Origin of the sequence: Pseudomonas sp. QL9, assembly GCF_041409665.1 — a bacterium.
Taxonomy (GTDB): Bacteria; Pseudomonadota; Gammaproteobacteria; order Pseudomonadales; family Pseudomonadaceae; genus Pseudomonas; species Pseudomonas knackmussii.
Genome location: NZ_CP166971.1, coordinates 1,690,101 through 1,705,238, shown reverse-complemented (window position 1 = coordinate 1,705,238; position 15,138 = coordinate 1,690,101). Strand labels below are relative to the sequence as shown.

Here is a 15,138-nt window from a genome sequence, read left to right as displayed (position 1 = left end):
GCTCCCGCGGTCGGCGCGATGCACTACCATCGGTGGAGTCGCGCTGCCGAGGGAATACCGAGACGATGAAGGGCTGGAAGCTGTTCGCACCCCTGCTGTTGCTGGTGATCATCGCCATCACCCTGTACCTGCGCCTGCACTCGCAGCCCCTGCTCCTGCAGGGCGAGGCGGACGCCACCGAAGTGATAGTCGCCTCCAAGGCCAAGGGCCGCGTCGAGCGCCTGCATGTGCGGCGCGGTGACGACGTGCAGAAAGGCCAGCGGCTGATCAGCCTGAGCAGCCCCGAGCTGCAGGCCCAGCTGGACTCGCTGCAGGCCGCGCGCAGCCAGGTGCAGGCGCAGCTCGACGAGTCCCTGCACGGCACCCGCGAGGAAACCCTGCGCGCCCTGCAGGCCACTCTCTCGCAGGCGCAGGCCGAGTTGCGCAATGCCGAGCTGGATTACCAGCGCAACCAGGAACTGGCCGGACGCAACTTCGTCTCCCAGGCCCAGCTCGACCTGTCGCGGCGCGGCCGTGACGTGGCGCGCAACCGCGTGGCCGAGGCCCAGGCCAATCTCGACGAAGGCAACCAGGGCGACCGCGAGGAGCGTCGCCGCGCGCTGGAAGCCGCGGTGCGCCGTGCCGATGCGCAGCTCGCCGAGCTGCAAGCGCAACTCGATGACCTCGACGTGCTGGCGCCGGCCGACGGCGAGATCGGGCCGATCCCGGCGGAGGAGGGCGAGCTGGTCAACGCCTACAGCCCGTTGCTGACCCTGGTGCGGCTGTCCGACAGCTACCTGGTGTTCAACCTGCGCGAGGACATCCTGGCCAAGGTGCGCAAGGGCGATAAGGTCCGGCTGCGGATTCCGGCGCTGGGCGACGCGGAGATCGACACCGAGGTGCGCTACATCGCCCCGCTCGGCGACTTCGCCACCAAGCGTGCGACCCGTGCCACCGGCGACTTCGACCTGAAGACCTTCGAGGTCCGCCTGTATCCGCTGCAACCTGTGCAGGGCCTGCGCCCGGGGATGAGCGCGCTGTGGCAATGGAAGCAGTAAGGCGCAACCTGCAGCGCTTCGTCCAGGCCTTCAACACCGAGACACGCCTCGCCGTGCGCAGCTGGACCATCCACTGGCTGGGATGGCTCTGGCCGCTGCTGCTGTTCACCCTGATCAGCGGTGTGTACAAGGCCGGCACCCTGCTGGACATGCCGGTGGCGGTGGTCGATGCCGATCACAGCAGCTTGTCGCGGCGCATCGTGCGCGAGCTCGATGCCGGTTCCCACGCCCAGGTGGAGACGCTCGACGGCGGCCTGCAGCAAGGCCTGCGGCGCATCCGCGCGGCCGACGACTATGCGTTGCTGTACATCCCGCGCGACTTCGAGGCCGACGCCCTGGCCGGTCGCCAGCCCTCGGCGGTGCTCTACTACAACTCGCTGTTCTATAGCGCCGGCTATTACTCGACCCAGGACTTCGGTGGCTTGATCAGCAGCGTCAACCAGGACCTGCGCCCGCGCATCGCGGCTGGCATGGGCAGGTCGCTGCCGCCGCTGGCGAGCGTCAGCGTGGCCTACGAGAGCCTGTTCAATGCCAGCGGCAACTACATCTACTACCAGCAGTTCGCCGCCATCGTGCATCTGCTGCAGCTGTTCGTGATCGTCGCCACCGTCCATGTGCTGGCGCGCGAGGCGCCTGAGCTGCGTGCCTCCTCGCCGCACATCCTGCGGGCCAAGGCGCTGGGTGCGCGTTTGCTGGGCAAGCTGGCGCCCTACACGCTGCTGTTCAGCGCGCTGCTGATGCTGGAGCTGTTCCTGCTGGTGACGCTCAACGGCGCGCGTATCAATGGCAGCCCGACCTGGATGCTGGCGATCACCGTGTGCTACGTGATGGCCGCGCAGAGCGTCGGGCTGGTGCTGTTCATCTTCACCGCCAACCGCTTCAGCGCGTACTCGCTGATCGGCCTGCTGATCGGCGTGGCGCAGACCTATTCCGGCGTGCTGCTGCCGGAGCTGGCGATGCCGGAGATCGCCCGCCTGATCAGCATCGCCGAGCCGCTGACGCACACCCTGCACGGGCTGTTCGACCAGTTCCTGCGCCAGGCGCCGGCGGAGTCCGGTCTGTACACCTGCTGCCGCCTGCTGGTCTATCCGCTGCTCGCCTACATGATCGCCAAGCTGCGCCTGCGCCGGCGTCTCGACCTGAGCCCGGCCTGAGGAGGCGCCATGCAGAATTTCTGGAACGTATTCCGCGCGTCGCTGCAGAACATGCTGGGCAAGCCGTTGTGGCTGCTGATGGTGCTGTCGGTGGCGCTGACCACCTTGCCGTACGCCCATCGCACCATGGACGACCTGCCGGTGGCGGTGATCGACATGGACCATAGCGCCGCCTCCCGCGAGCTGATCCGCCTGCTCGACGCCGCGCCGAAGATCGCCGTGCGCACCTACAGCGAACTGCCCACCGCGCAGCGCGACCTGGCCTGGCGCGAGCTGTACGGCATCATCGTGGTGCCGCTGGAGTTCGAGAAACGCGTACTGCGCGGCGAAGCGGTGACCATCCCGATCTTCGGCGACGCCACCAACCGCATGGCCAACGGGCAGATCCAGCAGGACATCGGCACCACCTACAACGAGCTGTCGCTGCGCTACAACCGCGACCTGCTCAAGCGCAGCGGCTTCAGCGAGGAGCAGGCCGACGTGCTGCTCAGCCCGGTGGTCGGCGACCTCAGCGCGCTGTTCAACCCCGGCACCAGCTTCGCCGCCATCGTACTGCCGGGGCTGGTGACGCTGATCCTGCAGCACAGCCTGCTGCTCTCCTGCACACGGGTGAACCTCAACCTGCGCGGCGGCACCCCGCGCTCGCTGCGCCAGCCGCCGTCCACCCGTTTCGGCCGCTACGCCGCGCAGCTGCTGATCTGGACCGTGCTGAGCATGCTCTTCTACGTGATCTGGCCGTGGATGATGGGGTATCGACAGACCGCCTCCTTCTTCATGTTGATGGGGCTGGTGCTGCCGTTCCTGCTAGCGGTGATCGCCATGAGCGAGTTCATTGCCGAAGTGCTGCCCTCGGAGGAGGCGGTGTACCTGACCATGACTTTCATCACCCTGCCGCTGTTCTACATGGCCGGCTTCACCTGGCCGCCACAGGCGATGCCGGCCTGGGTGCAATGGCTGGCCGACGCCATCCCCTCGACCTGGGCGATCCGCGCGGTGGTGGAAATGAACCAGATGAACCTGCCACTCTCGGCGGTGGCCGATCGCATCCTCGTGCTGCTCGGCATGGCGGCGGCCTACGGCCTGCTCGGCACGCTGATCTACCAGTTCCGCAACTGGCGCTGGGATCAGTTGAAGGGGTGGTGAGTCGCCGGCCGCCGGCGCAGGGGAGAATGGTGACAAGGAGATCGATCGTGAACATATCGAGACTGCTACCGCTGATCTTCGGCATGACGCTCGTAAGCTGTGGTTCGGTGCAGACACTGAACAGCGAATCCAGCGCCGATGTCGGCGAGCTGCACCTGAAGGGAACCTACTGCACCCGGATTCCACGCATCTACAGCGGAGTCGCCTACAACTTCTGCGCGCTCTACGGCGACCCAGGGGGCGCTTATCAGCATGACGCTGCAGTGTCACCGCCGCCGCCCGCTTCGCCGCAAGGCATCTATTGGCCTTTTCTTGATGGCCTGCTCTCCGGCGTCACCGACACCCTGGCGCTGCCCTACACGATCTACCGGCAGAACCGCGACGGCAGCATCGAGCTGACCCACGGCGATTGAGGCGTTACAGAGCGATCCTGCGGGTGCGCTTTCACACCGCCTTGGGTAGCGGCGCAAAAAGCGCATCGATATCGGCATCGTCCAGCTGCCAGTCGGTGCCGGCGCCTTCGAGGATGCCGGCGGCGAGGGCGGCCTTTTCGCGCTGCAGCAGCTGGATCTTTTCTTCCACCGTGCCGCGGGCGATCAGCTTGTAGACGAACACCGGCTTGTCCTGGCCGATGCGGTAGGCGCGGTCGCTGGCCTGGTTCTCGGCGGCCGGGTTCCACCAGGGGTCGTAGTGGATCACGGTATCGGCGGCGGTCAGGTTCAGGCCCACGCCGCCGGCCTTCAGGCTGATCAGGAACAGCGGCACGCGGCCCTGCTGGAAGTCCTCCACCGGCTGGCGGCGGTCGCGGCTGTCGCCGGTCAGCAGGGCGTAGTCGATGTTCCTTTGCTGCAGCGCCTCGCCGACCAGCGCGAGCATCGAGGTGAACTGCGAGAAGATCAGCACGCGGCGTCCTTCGGCGAGCAGCTCTTCGAGCATGTCCAGCAGGTATTCCAGCTTGCCCGAGGTCACCGCCTTGCCGGCGCGGCCACCGGCCGGTGCGGCTTCCTTCTGCACCAGGCGGATGTCGCAGCAGACCTGGCGCAGCTTGAGCAGCGCTTCGAGAATGACGATGCGGCTGCGCGCCAGGCCGCGGCGGGCGATCTCTTCGCGGACCTTCTGGTCCAGCGCCAGCCGCACGGTTTCGTAGAGGTCGCGCTGCGCCTCGCTGAGCTCGATGTGCTGGATGAATTCGCTCTTGGGCGGCAGCTCCGAGGCCACCTGCTCCTTGGTGCGGCGCAGCAGGAACGGGCGGATGCGCGCGGCGAGGTGCGCCAGGCGCGCCTGGTCGCCGTGGCGCTCGATGGGTGTGCGGTAGTGCTGGGCGAACTGCTTGGCGTCGCCGAGCCAGCCCGGCAGCAGGAAATGGAACAGCGACCAGAGCTCGCCGAGGTGGTTTTCCAGCGGCGTACCGGTCAGGCACAGGCGGTTGCGCGCGTTGAGCTGGCGCGCCGCCTGGGCCGCTTTGGTCCCGGCATTCTTGATGTTCTGCGCTTCGTCGAGGATCAGCAGGTGGTAGGCGTGCTTGCCGAGCTTATCCGCATCGCGCGGCAGCAGGGCGTAGGTGGTGAGGATGAGGTCGTGTTCCTCGATCTTCGCGAAATCGCGGCGGCGCCCGGCGCCGTGCAGCGACAGCACACGCAGGTCGGGGGTGAAGCGCTCGGCCTCGTCCATCCAGTTGGGGATCAGGCTGGTCGGCATCACCACCAGGGCCGGCGCGGTAAGGCGCCCGGCCTGTTTTTCCAGCAGCACGTGGGCCAGCGATTGCAGCGTCTTGCCCAGGCCCATGTCGTCCGCGAGGATGCCGCTGGCGCCTACCGCGCGCAGTGTCTGCATCCAGCTCAGGCCCTCGTGCTGGTAGGCGCGCAGCTCGGCGCGCAGGCCCTGCGGAAGCGGAGCGGGTTGGGCGCGGTAATCGCGCAGGCGTACGGCTATGTCGCGCAGCTCGTCGCCGCCTTGCCAGCGCAGCGGCAGTTCTTCGAACTCGGTCAGCCGTGCCGCATCCGGTGCGCCCATGCGCAGGCGGCGCACTGGCGGCTGGTCGCCCAGGTAGAACTCGGAGAGGGTGCCCAGCAGCGGTTTCAGCTTGCCGAACGGCAGGGCCACGCGCAGCGGCCGCTCGGAGGCGGTCTGCCAGGCGTGCACCGGGTTGCGCCCGGCGTCCAGGCGCAGCACCAGTTGCTCGTCGTCGTCATGCCGCGAGAGGGCGACCGGATCGAGCAGCGCCGGCGTGCGGCGGATCAGTTCGATCAGTGCCGGCAGCAGGCTGATGCGGCGGCCGTCGACCTCGATGCCCAGCTCCAGGTCGAACCACTGGCGGTCCTCGGCTTCCTCGATCTCTGCGTACCAGTTCTCCACCGGGGTGAGGTCGAAGACGAACTCCGGGCGGATGTCGACTTCCCAGCCGTGCTCGCGCAGCAGCGGCAGGCCTTCGCGCATGAACTGCTGCCAGGTGGCGTCGTCGGGCAGCTCGAACATCTCCCCGGCGCTGTCTTCCAGCGCGTCGCTGCGGCGCATCGCCGGTTTGAAGCCGAGCTTGCGCAGCTGCAGGCGCAGCTGGTTCTCATGATCGGCCTGGCGGCTGACGCGGATGATGCGGTCGTCGCGGAACACCCGCAGCTCGTTGCCGTTGCGCGGGTTGATCGGCCCGGATACCGGCATGCCGGAATACAGGAAGGCGAGGGCGGCGCGGTGCCGGGCGATGTTCTGCATGCGCCCGCTGCGCAGGTCGAAACCGCTGTGGACGTGGCTGCCCAGGGTCAGGCGCGGGCGCGGCGCGACATCGTCACGGGCGGCTGGCGGCTCGGCAGAAGAGGTCATCGGTGGATCCTTCCGGAAAGCCCGGAGAAATACGCAAACGACCGATGATACCCCCATTTTCCAGGCCGGGCACGGGCGTCGCGCCGGCCGGGCGACCTCCTGTCAGCGCGCGAAGCGTTTTGCGGCCGCCACGCATCCCGCTACAGCGGCGGCGGACGCGGCCATCGCCGGGCTGACCTGCTCGTGCAGCAGCAGGCCAGCCAGGGCCAGGCCGAAGAACGGCTGCAGCAGCTGCAGCTGGCCGACCGCGGCGATGCCGCCGCGGGACAGGCCGTGGTACCAGAAGAAGAAGCCGATGAGCATGCTGAACAGCGACACGTAGCCCAGGCTCAGCCAGGCCGGCCAGCGTGCCGAGGTCAGGTCGGCGGGCAGGGTCCACAGCGCCAGGGGCAGCATGAGCGGCAGCGAAACGACCAGCACCCAGCAGATCACCTGCCAGCTGCCCATGTGCCGCGACAGCCGCGCGCCCTCGGCGTAGCCCAGGCCGCAGACCAGTACGGCGGCGAGCATCAGGCCGTCGCCCAGCAGGCTGCCCGCGCCGCCCTGGGCCAGGGCGTAGCCGGCGACCACCGCGCTGCCGAGCAGGGAGAACAGCCAGAACACCGGGCGCGGCCGCTCGCCGGCGCGCAGCACGGCGAACAGGGCTGTGGCCAGGGGAAGCAGGCCGACGAAGACGATGGCGTGTGCCGAGCTGACATGACGCAGCGCCAGGGCGGTGAGCAGTGGGAAGCCAACCACCACGCCCAGGGCCACCGCGACCAGCGCCGGCACGTCGGCGCGGGCTGGGCGGCGCTGGCGCAGGACGACCAGGATGGCCGCGGCCAGCAGCCCGGCGATGCTGGCCCGCGCCAGGGTCAGGAAGGTCGGGTCGAAGTCGCCCACCGCCACCCGCGTGGCCGGCAGTGAGCCGCTGAAGATGAGGACGCCGAGGAAACCGCTGAACCAACCGCCGAGAGAGCCATTCATGATGCATTCGCCACTGGGATGAAGTGTGTCGATGGTGGCGCTCGGGCGGACAGTCGGCCAGTGACAGATCAGTACAATCCGAACAAACTGTCCTGAAATTTATTCAGTACAGTCGAGGCGGCCATGGCAGTGACACGGGTAGACCAGGTGATGCGCCAGGTGCGCGACCGCCTCGCGGCGCGGACATTGGTGCCGGGTGAGCGGCTGCCGTCGATCCGCTCGCTGGCCGACAGCCTGGAGGTTTCCAAGAGCACCGTGGTGGAGGCCTACGAGCGGCTGGCTGCCGAGGGCCTGATCGCCTCGCGGCGCGGCTCCGGCTTCTACGTCTGCGGGCGGCTGCCGCCGCTGTCGCTGGCCGAGATCGGTCCGGCGCTGGACCGCAGCATCGACCCGCTGTGGATCGCCCGGCAGTCGCTGGAGGCCGCCGAGGACTCGCTCAAACCCGGTTGCGGCTGGCTACCGCCATCCTGGCTGCCGGAAGACGAACTGCGCCGCGCCCTCCGCCAACTGGCCCGCGAACCGCAGTCGAGCCTGCTGGAGTACGGGCGCCCCTATGGCCACGCCGGCCTGCGCGAGCAGCTCGCCCGGCGCCTGGGCGAATACGGCGTGGCGCTCGGCACGCAGCAGATCGTCCTCACCGACGGCGGCACCCACGCCATCGACCTGGTCTGCCGCTTCTTCCTCGAACCGGGCGACGAAGTGCTGGTGGACGATCCCGGCTACTTCAATTTCCAGGCCCTGCTTCGCGCGCACCGCGCGGTGCCCATCGGCGTGCCCTACACGCCGGACGGCCCGGACGTCGACGCCCTGGCCGGCATCCTGCAGCGCCACCGGCCGCGCCTGTACCTGACCAATTCGGCCTTCCACAACCCGACCGGCGCGCAGCTTTCGCCGCTGGTGGCGCACCGCCTGCTGAAGCTGGCCGAGGCCCACGACCTGCTGATCGTCGAGGACGACATCTTCGCCGACTTCGAATACGAGCACGCGCCACGGCTCTCGGCGTTCGACGGCCTGCAGCGGGTGATCCAGGTCGGCAGCTTCTCCAAGACGCTGTCCGCCTCGGTGCGCTGCGGCTTCATAGCCGCGCGGGCGGATTGGTGCGAGCAACTGGTCGACCTCAAGCTGGCCACGTCCTTCGGCAACAGCCCGTTCAATGGCGAGCTGCTCTACCAGCTGCTCTGCAAGGGCGGCTACCGTCGCCACCTGGACGGCCTGCGCGCACGCCTGGCCGACGCCATGGGCGAGACGCTTGCGCGCCTGCGAGCCATCGGCCTGCAGCCCTGGCTGGAACCCCGTGGCGGGGTGTTCGTCTGGGCTCGCCTGCCTGATGGACTCGACGCGGCAGCGGTGTCGCGCGCGGCGCTGGAGGAGGGCATGGTGCTGGCCCCGGGCAATGTCTTCAGCCTCGGCCAGACGGCGCCCGACTACCTGCGCTTCAACGTCGCCCAGTGCCAGTCGCCGAGGGTCTTCGAACTATTGCAACGCGCCATGGCAAAGGCGCGACGCGCCCGCTGAGCCCGGCGCGCCGGGGTGCGACGCCCCGGCATGAGCAGGACGCGGTTATTCGCAAGTGTTCTTGTGTATCTCTTTCAAATGCGAATGCATTTCATGTAAATTTCGCGGCTTCTTTCACCGTTCTCGGACGACTCCTGCAGCAGGTGAGCAGAGCCATGTACCTATCCGACTCCCACTCCCGGCGCGAGGCGCACGCATGAGCGGCAAGGAACGCCTCGGCGCGGCGCTGGGCGCGCGCATCCTCTCCGCGCTGTTCGGCGGCTATGCCCTGGCGTATTGCACCACGGCCTTCCTCAGCGTCTACCTGCCGCTGGCCCGTGCCGATCGCGTGGCCTTCGCCAGCTTGGCGTGCTTCCTGGTCTGGGTTCTCGCGGTGCTCTACGCCTTTGGCGCGCGCAGCACCTGGCGCGCTTGCCTGGTGCCGCTGACGCTGAGTGCGCTGCTGGCGCTCGCGGCCTTCCTGCCGCATGACTTTGGAGCGCGTCCATGAGCCTGCGCCAGTCGATGTCCGGATTGCACACCTGGAGCGGGCTGCTGGTCAGCTGGCTGCTGTTCGTCGTGGTGTTCGCCGGCAGCCTGTCCTGCTTCGACAAGGAGCTGACCCGCTGGATGCTGCCGCAGCTGCACGAGACGGCGGTGCCCAGCGTGAACGTGGACCAGGTCCACGCCGCTCTCGTCGAGCGCGCTCCCAGGGCGCATGCCTACTGGATGCTGCCGCCGAGCGAGCGCATGCCCTACTGGACCGCCGGCTGGGTGCCCGAGGACCTGAGCGCTTTCCGTTCCTTCCTGCTCGATGCGCAGACGGGCGAGGAGCTGCCGAAGACGGTCGGCGGCACCTTCTTCTTCGACCTGCACTACGGCCTGCACGCCGGCATGCCCGGCATCTACATCGTCGGCCTGGCCGGCATGTTCATGCTGGTGGCGCTGGTGTCCGGAGTGATCGTCCACCGACGCATCTTCAAGGACTTCTTCACCCTGCGCCCGGGTGCGGCACGGCAACGCGCCTGGCTCGATGCGCATAACGTGCTGGGCGTGATCGGCCTGCCGTTCCACCTGCTGCTGGCCTACACCGGGCTGGTGATCTTCATCACGCTCTACATGACGGCCGGCATCAAGGCGTCCTACCGGGGCGATGCCGAGCGCTTCGAACACGAGGTGCAGCGCGCTTTCGATCGCGAGGAGCTGGGGCGCCCGGCGAAGCCGCCGAAGTCCCTGTCGCGCATGGTCGTGCGTGCGCAGGCGCAGTGGGGCGACGGCAGCCAGGTTGGCTGGATCAACCTCGAACATCCCAACGACGCCTCTTCCATGGTCCAGGTCCGCACGGCCGTGGACACGCGGCTGGTCAATGACCAGCGCACCGTATCCTTCGATGCCGCGACGGGCGCGCTCCTGCATGTGCAGCCGGCCTACGCGAACGGCTACAAGACCTACGCCTGGCTGAGCGGCCTGCACATGGCGCAGTTCGGCGGTTCGCTGCTGCGCCTGCTCTACCTGCTGCTCGGCCTGGCCGGCTGCGGGATGATCTTCGGCGGCCTGCAGGTATGGGTGGCCAAGCGCGAAGCGCGCGGCAGTCGCGGCCTGGTGCTGGTGCGCATGCTGAACGGTGCGGTCTGCGGCGGCCTGCCGTTGGCCTCCCTCGGCCTGCTGGCGGCGTCGCGGTTGCTGCCGGCCGAACTGCCGCTGCGGGATCGCTGGGAAGCCACCAGTTTCGTGGTGGTCTGGCTGCTCGCCCTGCTGCATGCCGTATGGCGCCAGGGCAGCGGCTGCCTCGCCCGCGAGCAGTTCGCCGCCGCCGCCGTGCTGGCCCTGGGCTTGCCGCTGCTCGGCCTGTTCGGGCCGGAAGCAGGGCGCCTGGGCAACAGCCTGGCGCGCGGCGACTGGATGCTTGCCGGGGTCGATCTGGCGCTGCTGGCCAGCGGCCTGATCTTCGCCGCCCTGGCCTGGCGCCTCGGCCGCCCGGCCGCGCCCGATACCAAGCGCCAGCGGGTGCGGGTGGAAGGGGAGTTCGCCTGATGCTGCTGGTCTTCGGTCTCAACCTGCTGGCCCTGACCTCCGCCTGCCTGGGCCTGGCGCGGCACCACCGCGACCTCTTCGGCCACGCGCCGAGCCTGGGCCGCGTGCGCCTGCTACGCGCGGTGGCGCTGGTCGATGGCGGCCTGGCGCTGGCCTACGGCATCCACAGGCTGGGCATCGAGCACGGGCTGATCTACTGGAGCTGCCTGCTGATGGCCGCTGCGGTTGTGTTGGTGGCGCTGCTGGCCTGGCTGCCGCGCCTGGCGCTGCCGGCGGCGGCGGGTGTGCCGTTGCTCGGCGGGGTGCTCGCCGTCTTCGGCTGATTGCGGAGCATCCCTGAAGGAGCTCGCTCCCGCGAAAAGCCTGACGCTCAGCTCGCGAACGCCGCGCGATACTCGCCGGGCGATGCGCCCAGGGCTCCACGGAATCTATTGCTGAAGTGGCTGGCGCTGGAGAAGCCGCAGGCGAGGGCGATCTCGCTCAGCGGCAGGGCGCCCTGGCGCAGCAGTTCGCAGGCGCGGGTCAGGCGGCGGGCCAGGACGTACTGGTGCGGCGGCATGCCGAAGCTTTCGCGAAACATCCGCGCGAAGTGGTATTCCGAGAGGGCCGCCAGCATCGCCAATTCGCCGAGGGTCAGCGGCTCGGCGAGGTGCTGTTCGATGTAGTCGGTCAGGCGCTTGCGCAGCGCCGGGGCGAGCCCGCCCTTCAGGCGCAGGCCATCGCGGCGGCCGACCTGGGTGAGCAGGGCGTGGTCGATCAGTTCCTGGGCCAGGCTGCTGGTGAGCAGGCGTTCGCCCGGCTCTTCCCAGTTCAGCTGCACCAGCTGGCGGAAGCGCGCGGCCTGCTGCGGATCGTCGAGGAAGGTCACCGAATGCAGTTGCAGCTCGCGCGGCTCGCGGTCGAGCAATTCGACGCAGCCGAGGGAGAAGCGCTCCGCGCTGAAGTACAGGTGCGCCAGGCGGATGTCGCCGTTGACGATCCATGAAGCTTCTTCGCCGGCGGGCATGATGCACAGCTTGTCCGGCGCGCCCTTGGCGCCGGGCGCGCCGCGGCGGAAGGTGCCGGTGCCGCCGGCGAGGTAGCAGGACAGCGTGTGGTGGTCGGGTGATAGATAGTCGCGGGCGTCGTGGCGATTGCTCCAGACCGCCGCGGACAGGCCGTCGCCCAGCTCGGCGCAACGCTCCAGATGGGCGTTGGGCGAACTGTTCATCGACTGGAAGACCTGTAGCTGTTGGATGGCGGGCATGGGCGACTCCTGATGGCGTTCAATTTACTCGCGCCCGCGCGCGTTGCCACCCCGTTCGGCGCAATAAGCGCAAGAATCTGCAAGCGCGCATGGAAGGGGCGGGCAGACACTGGCGGCCAGCAATCGGAGAAACGCCATGAACCTCTCGCTCTATCTGCTCACCGTGCTCATCTGGGGCACGACCTGGATCGCCATCAAGCTGCAGGTCGGTCTGGTGGCCATCCCCCTGTCCATCGCCTATCGCTTCAGCCTGGCGGCGCTGGTGCTGTTCGCCATCCTCCTGCTCAGCCGACGCCTGCAGCCGCTCGGCCGGCGCGGCCAGCTGATCTGCCTGGCCCAGGGGTTGTGCCTGTTCTGCGTGAACTTCCTCTGCTTCTATACCGCCAGCCAGTGGATCCCCAGCGGGCTGATCGCCGTGGTGTTCTCCACCGCGACCCTGTGGAACGCGCTCAATGCACGGATCTTCTTCGGCCAGCGCATCGCCACCAACGTGGTGGGCGGCGGCGCCCTGGGCCTGCTCGGTCTGGCGCTATTGTTCTGGCCGGAACTGTCGGGCCATGCCGCCAACCGCGAGACTTTCTACGGCCTGGGCCTGGCGCTGCTCGGCACGCTCTGCTTCTCCGCCGGCAACATGCTCTCCAGCCTGCAGCAGAAGGCCGGCCTGCGGCCGCTGAGCACCAATGCCTGGGGCATGCTCTACGGTTCGCTGATCCTCCTGGCGATCTGCCTGGTGCAGGGCGTGCCCTTCACCTTCGACTACAGCCCGCGCTACGTCGGCTCGCTGGTCTACCTGGCGATCCCCGGCTCGGTGATCGGCTTCACCGCCTACCTGACCCTGGTCGGGCGCATGGGCCCGGAGCGCGCGGCCTATTGCACCGTGCTGTTCCCGGTGGTGGCGCTGAACGTCTCGACGTACATGGAGGGCTATCAGTGGAGCGCGCCGGCCCTGGCCGGGCTGGTGCTGGTGATGGCGGGCAACGTGCTGGTGTTCCGCAAGCCGAAGCCGGTGTTGCAGCCGGCGCGGGCGTAAATATCCACAACGGAAGCGCCCCGTAGGAGCGGATCTCATCCGCGAAAGACCCCGCACCAATGCCCCCTGTAGGAGCGCGCCATGCGCGCGATTCGCGGACAAGGTCCGCTCCTACAGGTAATACGCAGTGCCTCTGGGCCTCAGCCCTTCCACACCTGCGGGTTGACCAGGTTCTTCGGCCGCTCGCCGCGCAGCGCGGTCTCGAAGTTGTCCAGCGCGCATTCGGCCATGGCGCGGCGGGTCTCGTGGGTGGCCGAGCCGATGTGCGGCAGGGTCAGGGCGTTGGGCAGGGCGTACAGCGGCGACTCGCCCAGCGGCTCCTTCTCGTAGACGTCCAGGCCGGCGGCGAGGATGCGTTTCTCTTGCAGCGCCTCGACCAGCGCGGCTTCGTCGATCACCTGGCCACGGGCGATGTTGATCAGGATGGCGCTGGGCTTCATCAGCTCCAGCTCGCGCTTGCCGATCAGCTTGCGGGTGGCGTCGGACAGCGGCACCACCACGCAGACGAAGTCGGCTTCGCTCAGCAGTTCGTCGAAGCCGCAGAAGCGCGCGCCCAGTTCCTGCTCCAGTTCCGGCTTGCGGCTGTTGCCGTGGTAGAGGACTTCCATGTTGAAGCCGAAGCGCCCGCGGCGGGCGATGGCCGCGCCGATGCGGCCGAGGCCGAGGATGCCGAGTTTCTTGCCATGCACGTCGACGCCGAACTGCGGGGTGTCCACGGTGCGCTTCCACTGCCCGGCCTTGGTCCAGGCGTCCAGCTCGGCGACGCGGCGGGCGGTGCCCATGATCAGGGCGAAGCCGAGGTCGGCGGTGGTCTCGGTGAGCACGTCCGGGGTGTTGGTCAGCGGGATGCCGCGCTCGTTGAGGTAGGCCAGGTCGTAGTTGTCGTAGCCGACCGAGACGCTTGAGATCACTTCCAGCTGGCCGGCCTGGGCCAGTTGTTTGGCGCCCAGCGGGCGGCCCACGCCGATCATGCCGTGGGCGGTCGGCAGGGCGGCGGCGTACTGGGCGTCGACGTCGCCGAGCTTGGGATCGAGCACGGTGACGTTGAACTGCGCGCGCAGGCGCTCGAGGTGTTCCGGGGCGAGACGGCTGAAGACGAAGACGTTCTTTTTCATGGTCCGGGGCATCGAGGGGGAACGGGAAGGGTGCCAACCCTAGCATTCCCGCCCCGGGCGTGGGCAAGCCGCGCCCCCTCGCAGACGAGAATGCGGACGGGAATGCGGGCGGTAATCGCGCGCGGCGGCAGGCTAGATGCCGACCTCGTCGGCCAGCAGCACGCCGGGCAGGTTCTCGCGCAGGTAGCCGACCCAGGTCTTGATCTTGGCATCCAGGTACTGGCGCGAGGGATAGAGCGCGTAGACGTTGAGCAGCTGCAACTTGTAGTGCGGCAGCACGCGCACCAGCGAGCCGTCCTTCAGGCCCTCGGCCGCCGAATACACCGGCAGCGCGCCTATGCCCATGCCGCAGCGGATCGCCTCGGTCATGGCGTCGCCGACGTTCACCTGGAAGGGCGGCGGGCCGATGGTGACCATTTCCTGGCCGTTGGGGCCCTCGAACAGCCACTTGTCCAGCGCCAGCACCGGGCTGACCAGGCGCAGGCAGTCGTGCTCGACCAGCTCGCTTGGCGTCTTCGGCAGGCCGCGTGCCTCTATATAGACGGGGGAGGCGCAAAGCACGCTGTAGGTCTCGCCAATGCGCTGCGACACCAGGCCGGAGTCCGGCAGTTCGGTGGCGACCACGATGGCCACGTCGAAGCCTTCGTCGAGCAGGTCCGGCACGCGGTTGGCCATGGTCAGGTCGAAGCTGACTTCCGGGTGCACCTGGCGGTAGCCGGCGATGGCGCGGATCACGTAGTGCTGGCCGATGCCGGTCATCGAGTGCACGCGCAGGCGCCCGGCCGGGCGGGCATGGGCGTCGCCGGCCTCGGCTTCGGCTTCCTCGACGTAGGCGAGGATCTGCTCGCAGCGCAGCAGGTAGCGCTGGCCGGCCTCGGTCAGGGCGATACGACGGGTGGTGCGGTTGAGCAGGCGCGCGCGCAGGTGGGTTTCCAGATTGGCGACGGCTCGCGAAACATAGGCAGTGGTAGTGCCCAGTTGCACGGCGGCGGCGGTGAAGCTGCCGGTCTCGGCCACGCAAGCAAAGGCGCGCATGGTTTGCAGAGTGTCCATTGAGGGGCCTCTGAAGCAGGGGGTGGCGTATTGTCACACGAGACGCCGA

Annotated in this window: 14 protein-coding genes; 9 read left to right on the top strand and 5 right to left on the bottom strand. The window is 68.5% G+C overall.

The window, feature by feature from the left end; translation table 11 throughout:
- Positions 1–65: 65 nt before the first annotated feature.
- Genes ACA097_RS07975 through ACA097_RS07960 form a run of 4 tightly spaced genes read left to right on the top strand, consistent with a single transcriptional unit; the run spans position 66 to position 3,747 of the window.
- The gene (locus ACA097_RS07975; protein WP_160285874.1) at positions 66–1,037 is read left to right on the top strand and encodes an HlyD family secretion protein; all 972 of its coding nucleotides are present in this window, start codon (positions 66–68) and stop codon (positions 1,035–1,037) included.
- Complete coding sequence (locus tag ACA097_RS07970; RefSeq protein ID WP_371369591.1) at positions 1,025–2,191, top strand: ABC transporter permease; 1,167 nt, start codon at positions 1,025–1,027, stop codon at positions 2,189–2,191. The genes ACA097_RS07975 and ACA097_RS07970 overlap by 13 nt, the downstream gene beginning before the upstream one ends.
- 9 nt (positions 2,192–2,200) lie before the next feature.
- The gene (locus tag ACA097_RS07965; protein ID WP_371369589.1) at positions 2,201–3,334 is read left to right on the top strand and encodes an ABC transporter permease; all 1,134 of its coding nucleotides are present in this window, start codon (positions 2,201–2,203) and stop codon (positions 3,332–3,334) included.
- A 47-nt stretch (positions 3,335–3,381) separates the two neighbouring features.
- Entirely contained in the window at positions 3,382–3,747 is a 366-nt protein-coding gene (locus ACA097_RS07960) for a YceK/YidQ family lipoprotein (RefSeq protein WP_371369587.1), read from the top strand.
- Between the two features lie 31 nt (positions 3,748–3,778).
- Here the strand turns inward: ACA097_RS07960 and ACA097_RS07955 are convergent, their stop codons facing one another.
- The gene (locus tag ACA097_RS07955; protein ID WP_371370494.1) at positions 3,779–5,809 is read right to left on the bottom strand and encodes a DEAD/DEAH box helicase; all 2,031 of its coding nucleotides are present in this window, start codon (positions 5,807–5,809) and stop codon (positions 3,779–3,781) included.
- Positions 5,810–6,253: 444 nt separating this feature from the next.
- A complete protein-coding gene (locus tag ACA097_RS07950; protein WP_371369585.1) occupies positions 6,254–7,117 on the bottom strand; it encodes a DMT family transporter in 864 nt (287 codons plus the stop codon).
- Between the two features lie 123 nt (positions 7,118–7,240).
- On the opposite strand from ACA097_RS07950, the gene ACA097_RS07945 reads away from it, so the two are divergent.
- From ACA097_RS07945 to ACA097_RS07930, 4 genes are all read left to right on the top strand, one after another.
- On the top strand, positions 7,241–8,632 hold the full coding sequence (locus ACA097_RS07945; RefSeq protein ID WP_043249427.1) for a PLP-dependent aminotransferase family protein: 1,392 nt from the start codon (positions 7,241–7,243) through the stop codon (positions 8,630–8,632).
- Between the two features lie 196 nt (positions 8,633–8,828).
- A complete protein-coding gene (locus ACA097_RS07940; protein ID WP_043249429.1) occupies positions 8,829–9,122 on the top strand; it encodes a hypothetical protein in 294 nt (97 codons plus the stop codon).
- Positions 9,119–10,645: a PepSY-associated TM helix domain-containing protein gene (locus ACA097_RS07935; RefSeq protein WP_371369583.1), complete on the top strand. Its 1,527-nt coding sequence runs from the start codon at positions 9,119–9,121 to the stop codon at positions 10,643–10,645. Before ACA097_RS07940 ends, ACA097_RS07935 begins: the two co-directional genes overlap by 4 nt.
- A complete protein-coding gene (locus ACA097_RS07930; protein ID WP_371369581.1) occupies positions 10,645–10,968 on the top strand; it encodes a DUF3325 domain-containing protein in 324 nt (107 codons plus the stop codon). Before ACA097_RS07935 ends, ACA097_RS07930 begins: the two co-directional genes overlap by 1 nt.
- 47 nt (positions 10,969–11,015) lie before the next feature.
- Here the strand turns inward: ACA097_RS07930 and ACA097_RS07925 are convergent, their stop codons facing one another.
- The gene (locus ACA097_RS07925) at positions 11,016–11,891 is read right to left on the bottom strand and encodes a helix-turn-helix domain-containing protein (RefSeq protein ID WP_371369579.1); all 876 of its coding nucleotides are present in this window, start codon (positions 11,889–11,891) and stop codon (positions 11,016–11,018) included.
- 136 nt (positions 11,892–12,027) lie between these two features.
- On the opposite strand from ACA097_RS07925, the gene ACA097_RS07920 reads away from it, so the two are divergent.
- The gene (locus ACA097_RS07920) at positions 12,028–12,921 is read left to right on the top strand and encodes a DMT family transporter (protein ID WP_043249438.1); all 894 of its coding nucleotides are present in this window, start codon (positions 12,028–12,030) and stop codon (positions 12,919–12,921) included.
- A 140-nt stretch (positions 12,922–13,061) separates the two neighbouring features.
- Here the strand turns inward: ACA097_RS07920 and ACA097_RS07915 are convergent, their stop codons facing one another.
- A complete protein-coding gene (locus ACA097_RS07915; protein ID WP_371369577.1) occupies positions 13,062–14,036 on the bottom strand; it encodes a 2-hydroxyacid dehydrogenase in 975 nt (324 codons plus the stop codon).
- 132 nt (positions 14,037–14,168) lie between these two features.
- Complete coding sequence (locus ACA097_RS07910) at positions 14,169–15,089, bottom strand: LysR family transcriptional regulator (protein WP_371369575.1); 921 nt, start codon at positions 15,087–15,089, stop codon at positions 14,169–14,171.
- Positions 15,090–15,138 lie beyond the last annotated feature (49 nt).